The following is an 8917-nucleotide window of genomic DNA, read 5'->3' as shown; positions in this document are numbered from 1 at the left end:
GCGTCGGGGGTGTGAGCCCCCGTCGGGCCCGCGCCCCGAGGACCCTCCGGGTCGGGTGCGCCCACCGGGGTGGTGGGGTGCTGTGCGGCTCGCGGGTGCGGGTGCGTCGTGGCTGGTCGCGCGGTTCCCCGCGCCCCTAAAGGCAAAAGCGAAAGATTGCGCAGTTCCCCGTGCCCCCACTGCTTGGGGCGCGGGGAACTGCGCGGTCTGTTGCCTTTCAGCTGGCCAGGGCCTGTTGTGGAGGTTCCGCCGGTTCCGTGTGGCCTGAGCGGGGCTCGGCCACGCGGGGCGTCGGGCGGTCCCGGTGGGCCGGGTCGCGGACCTCGCCGACCAGGAGTTCCAGGACGTCCTCCAGGGCGACCAGGCCGAGGACCCGGCCCGACGCGTCGGCGACCTGGGCGAGGTGCGTCGCGGCGCGGCGCATCACGGTCAGGGCGTCGTCCAGCGGAAGCTCGGCGCTGAGCGTCGTCATGGGCCGCCAGACCTGCTGCGGCACCGCCCGCTCGGACTCCTCCAGGTCGAGTACGTCCTTCACGTGCAGATAGCCCATGAAGGCGCCGTTCTCCGCGACGACCGGGAACCGTGAGAACCCGGTGCGGGCGGTGAGGGCGACGACCTGGCCCGGTGTGACCGAGGGGCCCACGCTGATCAGCGACTCGCGGTCCAGGAGCACGTCCGTGACCGGGCGCGAGCCCAGTTCCAGGGCGTCCTCCAGGCGCTCCTGCTCCCCGGGGTCGAGCAGACCGGCCTGGCCGGCGTCCTCGACGAGCCGGTTGAGCTGCTCGCTGGTGAAGACCGCCTCGACCTCGTCCCTGGGCTCGACACCGAAGAGCTTCAGGATGGCGCCGGCGCAGGCACCGAGCGCCACGGTGACCGGCTTGCACAGCCGGGCGAAGGCGACCAGACCGGGGCTGAGCCACAGCGCGGTCTTCTCCGGGGCGGCCATCGCCAGGTTCTTCGGCAGCATCTCGCCGACCACCAGGTGGAGGAAGACGACCGCGGCGAGCGCTATGACGTACCCGAGCGGGTGGATCATGCCCTCGGGCAGGTGCGCGGCGTGGAAGACCGGCTCCAGAAGGTGCGCCACGGTGGGCTCGGCGACCGCGCCGAGGGTCAGCGAGCAGATGGTGATGCCGAACTGCGCGGCGGCCATCATGTGCGGCAGGTTCTCCAGGCCGTACATGACCTGGCGGGCCCGTGCCGTGCCGAGCGGTTCGATCTGGCTGCGCCGTACGGAGACCAGGGCGAACTCGGCGCCGACGAAGAACCCGTTGGCGAGCACGAGCAGGCCGGCGAACAGGAGTTGGAGCACGCTCATCGGACGGCCTCCGCCGCGGAGACGGGGGCGGACGCGGGAGCGGCGACGGGGGTGGTCCCGGCCTCGGCCGTTCTGACCAGCCTGACCCGCTCCGCGCGGTAGTGGCCGACCTGGCGCACCGACAGGCGCCAGCCGGGCAGCTCGGCCCGGTCGCCGGGGGCCGGGATGCGTCCGAGCAGGTCGGCGACGAGGCCGGCGACCGTCTCGTACGGGCCCTCGGGGACCTCCAGGCCGATGCGCAGCAGGATGTCGACGCGGCAGCTGCCGTCGGCGTCCCAGGCGGGCCGGCCGTCCTCGGGCGGCGCGGCGGCCAGTTCCGGCACGTCCTGGTCGTCGTGTTCGTCGCGGACCTCGCCGACGAGTTCCTCGACGATGTCCTCCAGGGTGACGACCCCGGCCGTGCCGCCGTACTCGTCGACGACGACGGCGATGGGCTGCTCGTTGCGCAGCCGCTCCAGGAGGGGCTGCACGGGGAGGGTCTCCGGGACGAGCAGCGGGGCCTGGGCGATCCGGGTGACCGGCATGCGCAGCCGGTCGTGCGAGGGCACCGCGAGGGCGTCCTTGAGGTGCACCATGCCGACGATCTCGTCGATCCGCTCCCGGTAGACGGGGAAGCGGGAGAGGCCGGTGGCGCGGGTGAGGTTGACGACGTCCTCGGCGGTCGCGGAGGACTGGAGGGCGCTGACCTTCACCCGCGGGGTCATGACGTGCTGCGCGGTCAGGTCTGCCAGGGAGAGGGTGCGTACGAACAGGTCGGCGGTGTCCTGCTCCAGCGCGCCGGCCTGGGCCGAGTGCCGGGCCAGGGAGACGAGCTCGCCGGGGGTGCGCGCGGAGGCCAGTTCCGCCGTGGGCTCGACGCCCAGGGCGCGGACGAGCCGGTTGGCGACCGAGTTCAGGGCGGCGATCACCGGCCGGAACAGGGTCGAGAAGACGTGCTGCGGGCCCGCGACGAAGCGCGCGACCTGCAGGGGCCGGGACACCGCCCAGTTCTTGGGCACGAGTTCGCCGATCACCATCTGCACGGCCGAGGCCAGCAGCATGCCGACGACCACGGCGACACCGGACACGGCGCCTTCGGGGATGCCGACGGCGGTGAAGGGCCCGTTCAGCAGCTCGGCGAGCGCCGGTTCGGCGAGCATGCCGACGACCAGCGAGGTGATGGTGATGCCGAGCTGGGTGCCGGAGAGCTGGAAGGAGAGTTCCTTGAGGGAACTGACGACGGTGCCGGCCCGTCGGTCGCCTTCGGCCGCGGCCTTCTCGGCGTCGGGGCGCTCCACCGTGACGAGGCCGAACTCGGCCGCCACGAAGAAGCCGTTGGCGAGGATCAACAGGAACGCCGCCCCGAGGAGCAGCAGGGGGATGGTCATGCCGCCGCCTCGATGGGTCGGGAGGGGGCGGCGCAGGTACTACAGGACGATCCGTCCATCGCTGGAGGGAGTCACTCCTCGAATAGCAGGGGGCCGCTGAGTTCCGGGTGGGAAGTCAGCGGCGGAGGCGCAACGAAAACGCCTCCGCCAACAGATTAATCAAGACATGGGCCCGTACGGCAGGGTGGAAGGCCGGGAGTCAGCCGTGATGTTCGTCGTGCGGGCCGTCGGACGGCCCGTCCGGCTCGCCGAGGGAGCGGGCCTCGGCGAGGGCGCGCAGTGCGCGGGCGTCGCTGATGGCGTGCTGTTTGGCGATGCCCGGCTGGATGCCGAGCACGGGCAGGCTGGTGCCGTCGCTGAGGTTCAGGAAGACCCAGGGGTCTCCGGGACGGAGGTTGACCTGCAGGATCTCCGCCCAGGCGAGGCGCCGCCTGCTGGTGATGTTGACGACGGTGACCCCGGACTCCTCCGCGACGACCTTGGGGCGGGCCAGCAGCACGAGGACGCCGAAGAGCAGTGCCGCGGTGAAGACGAAGCTGAGCCGCTCCCCCGGTCCGAGCTTTTCGAGCAGCAGCGCGACCGTGGTGATGACCACAAAGATCGTGGCACCGGCGGTCAGCAGTACGGCTCGGGTGCGCCCGGGCCTGAAGGTCACGGGGAGGGCGGGCGGCTCGGTGGTGTCCGGCATGGCGAAGCTGTTCCTCGAAGTCCTCGGAGTCAAAGTCGCAGTCGGGGGCAGCTCAGAGGCGGCAGGCGTGGATGGCCGTGGTCAGGATGGCCCGGGCGCCGATGTCGTACAGGTCGTCCATGATCCGCTGGGCCTCCTTTGACGGGACCATGGCGCGTACGGCGACCCAGCCCTCGTTGTGGAGCGGCGAGACGGTCGGCGACTCCAGGCCGGGGGTGAGCGCGACGGCCTTCTCCAGCTGCTCGACGCGGCAGTCGTAGTCCATCATCACGTAGGTCCGCGCGACGAGGACGCCCTGGAGGCGGCGCAGGAACTGCTGGACCTTGGGCTCGGCGTCCCCGGTGGTCTCGGCGCCGGTGCGGCGGATGACGACCGCCTCGGACTTCATGATCGGGTCGCCGAAGACCTCAAGGCCCGCGTTGCGCAGCGAGGTGCCGGTCTCGACGACGTCCGCGATGACCTCGGCGACGCCGAGTTCGATGGCCGTCTCGACGGCGCCGTCGAGGTGCACGACGGACGCGTCGACGCCCTGGTCGGCGAGGTACTTCGCGACGATGCCCTCGTACGAGGTGGCGACGGTCTTGCCCGCGAGGTCGTCGAGGGCCTTGGCCGTGCCGGGCTTGGTGGCGAAGCGGAAGGTGGAGCGGGCGAAGCCGAGGGGCAGGATCTCTTCCGCGTCGGCCGCGGAGTCGATCAGCAGGTCGCGGCCGGTGATGCCGATGTCGAGGCGGCCGGAGGAGACGTAGATCGCGATGTCGCGGGGGCGGAGGTAGAAGAACTCCACCTCGTTCTCCGGGTCGACGATCCGCAGCTCCTTGGCTTCCCGGCGCTGCTGGTAGCCGGCCTCATGCAGCATCTCCCCCGCGGGGCCTGACAGGGAACCCTTGTTGGGGACGGCGATGCGCAGCATGAGGTCGGCTTCCTTCGTTCGTGCGGTGCGGGTGCGGTGGTGGATACGGGTGTCGGCGCGAGGGCGCGGAGGGGGCTCAGAGGTGGGCGTACACGTCGTCCAGGCTGATGCCGCGGGCGACCATCATCACCTGGACGTGGTAGAGCAGCTGCGAGATCTCCTCGGCGGCTGCTTCCTTGCCCTCGTGCTCCGCGGCCATCCAGACCTCGGCGGCCTCTTCGACGACCTTCTTGCCGATGGCATGGACCCCCTTGCCGACCAGTTCCGCGGTGCGGGAGGTGGCGGGGTCGCCGGTGGCTGCCTTGTGCTGGAGCTCGGTGAAGAGCTCCTCGAAAGTCTTCTTGGACATGGTGGTCCTCACCCTACGCGGTCGCGGGCCTACGTCAGCGCCAGGGTTCGGATACCGAGCGCAGGGTGGCCGCGGTCGCCACGGCCGCCGTCACCGCCTCGTGCCCCTTGTCCTCGTTCGAGCCCTCGATGCCCGCGCGGTCCAGGGCCTGCTCCTCGGTGTCGACGGTCAGCACGCCGAAGCCGATGGGGACCCCGGTCTCGACGGAGACCTGGGTGAGGCCCTGGGTGACGCCCTGGCACACGTACTCGAAGTGCGGGGTGCCGCCGCGGATGACGACGCCGAGCGCGACAATCGCGTCGTAGCCGCGGCCCGCGAGGACCTTCGCGACGACCGGCAGCTCGAAGCTGCCGGGGACCCGCAGGAGGGTCGGCTCGTCGATGCCCAGCTCGTGCAGGGCGCGCAGCGCGCCGTCGACGAGTCCGTCCATGACCTTCTCGTGCCACTGTGCCGCGATGACGGCGACCCGCAGGTCACCGCAGTTGCGTACGGACAGTTCGGGTGCGCCCTTGCCGCTCACGTCTGTGTCTCCTCGTACCGTGCAGTGCTGTTGCTTGCTACTGGTTGCTGTTCTACGGGTTACGGGTCACTGGTTGCCGCAGGCGGACACGGCGGTCGTGTCCAGCCAGGGCAGGTCGTGCCCCATCCGGTCCCGCTTGGTGCGCAGGTACCGGAGGTTGTGCTCGCCCGCCGTCACGGGCATCGGCTCGCGCTCGGTGACCTTGAGGCCGTGTCGGACGAGGGCGGCCGTCTTGTCGGGGTTGTTCGTCATCAGCCGCAGGCTGCGCACCCCGAGGTCCTCAAGGATCTGCGCCCCGGCCGCGTAGTCGCGGGCGTCGGCGGGCAGGCCGAGTTCGAGGTTGGCGTCCAGGGTGTCCCGGCCGCGCTCCTGGAGCTCGTACGCGCGCAGCTTGGACAGCAGGCCGATGCCGCGCCCCTCGTGGCCGCGGAGGTAGACGACGACGCCGCGGCCCTCGTCCTGGATGCGCTGCAGGGAGGCTTCGAGCTGGGGGCCGCAGTCGCAGCGCAGGGAGTGGAAGACGTCCCCGGTGAGGCATTCGGAGTGGATGCGCACGATGACGTCGTCGCCGTCGCCGATCTCGCCGTGCACCAGCGCCACGTGCTCGACGCCGTCGACGGTGGAGCGGTAGCCGTACGCCGTGAACTCGCCGAAGGCGGTGGGCAGCTGCGTCCTGGCCTCACGGCGGACCGTGGGCTCGGCGGTGCGGCGGTAGGCGATCAGGTCCTCGATGGAGATGATCGTCAGGCCGTGCTTGCGGGCGAACGGGATCAGCTCGGGCAGGCGCAGCATCCGCCCGTCCTCGCCGGCGATCTCGACGATGGCGCCGGCCGGCCGCAGGCCCGCGAGGCGCGCGAGGTCGACGGCGGCCTCGGTGTGGCCGTTGCGGACGAGCACACCGCCGGGCTTGGCGCGCAGCGGGAAGATGTGGCCGGGGCGTACGAAGTCGGCCGCTGCCGCCTGTCCTCCCGCGAGCAGGCGCAGGGTGGTGGCGCGGTCGGCGGCGGAGATGCCGGTGGTCACGCCGGAGGCGGGGCCCGCGTCGACGGAGACCGTGAAGGCCGTGCGCATCGACTCGGTGTTGTTCTCGACCATCTGCGGGAGCTGGAGGCGGTCGAGTTCGTCGCCTTCCATGGGTGCGCAGATCAGACCGCGGCACTCGCTCATCATGAAGGCGATGATCTCGGGGGTCGCCTTCTCGGCGGCGATGACGAGGTCGCCCTCGTTCTCGCGGTCCTCGTCGTCGACGACCACGATCGGGCGGCCGGCGGCGATGTCCGCAATGGCCTTCTCGACCGGGTCGAGGGCGAAGTCCGAGGCGTCCTCGTCATGACCCGTGCTGTACCAAACCGGCGTTGTCGTCATGCCGGGGCTCCTTCCAGGACGGGCTGCCCGGCCTTGCGGGAGCGCAGCCACCAGTCGCGCATGCCCCACAGGACGAGCGCGCCGTAGATGATGTAGACGAATCCGGAGAACGCGAAGCCGTTGGCGAAGTTGAGCGGCACGCCCACCAGGTCGACGAGCAGCCAGGCGAACCAGAACTCGACCATGCCGCGCGCCTGGGCGTACATCGCGACGACCGTGCCGACGAAGATGTAGGCGTCGGGCCAGGGGTCCCAGGACAGCGAGGGGTACGCGGTGAACAGGCTCGCGACCGCGACGGTGCCCACGGCCGCGGCGCCGAGCAGGTACGCGCGTTCGCGCCAGGTGGCGAACCGGACGGCGATGGAGCCGTCCTGCGCGCCGCCCCTGCCGCGGTTCCACTGCCAGTAGCCCCACACCGCGACGGCCATGACCACCAGCTGCTTGCCCGCGCTGCCCGAGAGGTGGGCGGTGGCGAAGGCCGCGAGGAGGATCGCGCCGGACAGGAACTGGACGGGCCAGGTCCAGATGGAGCGGCGCCAGCCGAGGGCGAGGCCGATCAGCCCGATCACGTTGCCGATCATGTCGGCCCACTTGATGTGCTGGCCGAAGAGCGTGAACGCCTCGGAGTTGAGCCAGTTCACCGTGTCGCTCCCTGTCCCTGCGGGCCGAGCAGCCGCTCGACGTACTTGGCGATCACGTCGACCTCAAGGTTGACCGGGTCGCCGGGCTGCTTGCGGCCCAGCGTGGTCAGGTCGAGGGTGGTCGGGATGAGGCTGACGGTGAAGAAGTCGGGGCCGGCGTCGACGACGGTCAGGCTGATGCCGTCGACGGTGATGGAGCCCTTCTCGACGACGTAGCGCGAGAGGTCCGCGGGCAGCGAGATCTTCACGATCTCCCAGTTCTCGGACGGCTTGCGCTCGATGACCTCGCCCGTGCCGTCCACATGGCCCTGCACGATGTGCCCGCCGAGCCGCTCTCCCACGGCCATGGGCCGTTCGAGGTTGACGCGGGAGCCGACGGTGAGGGCGCCGAGGCTGGAGCGGTCCAGGGTCTCCGCCATGACGTCGGCGGTGAACTCGCCGTCCTCGTGGTCGACGACCGTCAGACAGACGCCGTTGACGGCGATGGAGTCCCCGTGACGTGCACCTTCGGTGACCACAGGGCCACGGAGTCGGAAACGTGAGGCATCGCCGAGATTCTCGACGGCGGTGACTTCACCCAGCTCTTCGACGATTCCGGTGAACACTTCCCGGGTCCTCCTGCCTCATAGGGCACGGACTCCGGGGCCTGTCGATGACGACAGATGTGAAACGAACGGGAACACCGAGGACGACGCCGCGTGGGACGACGTGCCCGTGGGACACGACGAAACAGACGGCGGCGCGCACGAATGCCCGCCCGCCGCGCACTGCCTCCCATCCGGACTTTAACCGTCGGTCCAGGAATTTCACCTGGTCAACCGGCCGCTGGAAGCGACCGGGTCGCGGACTGTAACCGCCGGTTCGGACTTTCACCGACCCCGGAGTGCGCTGCTTCTGGTACAGACTCAGTGTGCCACGCCTGATCGACGCCCATGCGGGTGAATTCTGTGGGGTGGCTCACAAGGTGTACCGATGGACTTCACGGGACACCCGTGAGGCGCCAGGCTCTGATCAACTTCTCCGTGATCAAGGCGTCTCGCTGGTGGTCCATACCTATTGACGCTTTGGTCTAGTCCTCTCTAGGGTCAGCGTGCACCGGCGCCTCTCCGGGTCGCGTTCGCCGACCCGCCCCAGATCGACCCGGCGGCGGTGACGGAGGCCCTTGCCCCGCCGCCGGGTCTCCGTTCCCCGTCACGGGCCCGGGTTCACCTCTCCGCAGGCGCGAACAGCTCGTCCTGGGCGCCGTCCCGGGCCATCAGCAGGGCACCGCGCAGCACGGCGCCGCCGCCCAGGGTCCCGGCCCGCACCTCGGTGGGCAACGGAGTCATCCGCCCGAGCCGCTCCCGCACCCGAGCCGCCAGCACCTCACCCCCCGCTCGCCCGATCTCCCCGGACAGCACGACACACCCCGGATCGAGCACAGCGATGACGGAAGCGGCCCCGAGAGCGACACGATCGGCAAGCGCATCGAGAAACCCCGAGGGGCGCACCCCGGAGGGGGATGGGGATCTCCGAGGGTCGGCGCCCCCGAAGGGGCGCGGGGAACTGCGCGGGTAACCCCCACCGCCCGCAGCCGAATCCGAGCCGGGCGCGACAGCGCCCAAGGGGCGCGGGGAACTGCGCGGCCCGCCCCCACTGCCCGCAGCCGAATCCCCCACCCCGCCGGTTTCCGGGACCGGCGCGGAACCGGAGGTCGAACCCGGCGCGAAGCCGGAGGGCGACCCCGGCGCGAAGCCGGAGGGCGACCCCGGCGCGAAGC

Annotated in this window: 9 protein-coding genes, 1 pseudogene and 1 riboswitch; all 10 genes and pseudogenes read right to left on the bottom strand. The window is 71.0% G+C overall.

Features of this window, described 5'->3' with window-relative positions:
* Positions 1 to 217: 217 nt before the first annotated feature.
* Entirely contained in the window at positions 218 to 1318 is a 1101-nt protein-coding gene (locus ACFWGJ_RS37855) for a hemolysin family protein (RefSeq protein WP_387333499.1), read from the bottom strand.
* Positions 1315 to 2685, bottom strand: coding sequence for a hemolysin family protein (locus ACFWGJ_RS37850; protein WP_387333498.1), 1371 nt, complete (start codon positions 2683 to 2685; stop codon positions 1315 to 1317). Before ACFWGJ_RS37850 ends, ACFWGJ_RS37855 begins: the two co-directional genes overlap by 4 nt.
* A 199-nt stretch (positions 2686 to 2884) precedes the next feature.
* A complete protein-coding gene (locus tag ACFWGJ_RS37845; protein ID WP_387333497.1) occupies positions 2885 to 3373 on the bottom strand; it encodes a PH domain-containing protein in 489 nt (162 codons plus the stop codon).
* 52 nt (positions 3374 to 3425) lie between these two features.
* On the bottom strand, positions 3426 to 4283 hold the full coding sequence (hisG, locus tag ACFWGJ_RS37840; protein WP_387333496.1) for an ATP phosphoribosyltransferase: 858 nt from the start codon (positions 4281 to 4283) through the stop codon (positions 3426 to 3428).
* Positions 4284 to 4359: 76 nt separating this feature from the next.
* Positions 4360 to 4632, bottom strand: coding sequence for a phosphoribosyl-ATP diphosphatase (locus ACFWGJ_RS37835; protein ID WP_107019637.1), 273 nt, complete (start codon positions 4630 to 4632; stop codon positions 4360 to 4362).
* Positions 4633 to 4666: 34 nt separating this feature from the next.
* Positions 4667 to 5152: a 6,7-dimethyl-8-ribityllumazine synthase gene (gene ribH / locus ACFWGJ_RS37830; RefSeq protein WP_189772856.1), complete on the bottom strand. Its 486-nt coding sequence runs from the start codon at positions 5150 to 5152 to the stop codon at positions 4667 to 4669.
* A gap of 66 nt (positions 5153 to 5218) precedes the next feature.
* Complete coding sequence (locus ACFWGJ_RS37825; RefSeq protein ID WP_387333495.1) at positions 5219 to 6517, bottom strand: bifunctional 3,4-dihydroxy-2-butanone-4-phosphate synthase/GTP cyclohydrolase II; 1299 nt, start codon at positions 6515 to 6517, stop codon at positions 5219 to 5221.
* A complete protein-coding gene (locus ACFWGJ_RS37820) occupies positions 6514 to 7158 on the bottom strand; it encodes a nicotinamide riboside transporter PnuC (protein WP_387333494.1) in 645 nt (214 codons plus the stop codon). The genes ACFWGJ_RS37825 and ACFWGJ_RS37820 overlap by 4 nt, the downstream gene beginning before the upstream one ends.
* Positions 7155 to 7763: a riboflavin synthase gene (locus ACFWGJ_RS37815; RefSeq protein WP_387333493.1), complete on the bottom strand. Its 609-nt coding sequence runs from the start codon at positions 7761 to 7763 to the stop codon at positions 7155 to 7157. Before ACFWGJ_RS37815 ends, ACFWGJ_RS37820 begins: the two co-directional genes overlap by 4 nt.
* 155 nt (positions 7764 to 7918) lie before the next feature.
* Positions 7919 to 8049: riboswitch (FMN riboswitch) on the bottom strand.
* Positions 8050 to 8363: 314 nt separating this feature from the next.
* Positions 8364 to 8636, bottom strand: a pseudogene (locus tag ACFWGJ_RS37810) (ROK family transcriptional regulator); the annotation flags it as partial.
* Positions 8637 to 8917: the final 281 nt, after the last annotated feature.

It is taken from the genome of Streptomyces sp. NPDC060205 (genome assembly GCF_042728395.1).
Lineage (GTDB): Bacteria > Actinomycetota > Actinomycetes > Streptomycetales > Streptomycetaceae > Streptomyces.
Note: the sequence above shows the minus strand (reverse complement) of the source record. Positions and strands in the feature narration are given on the sequence as shown.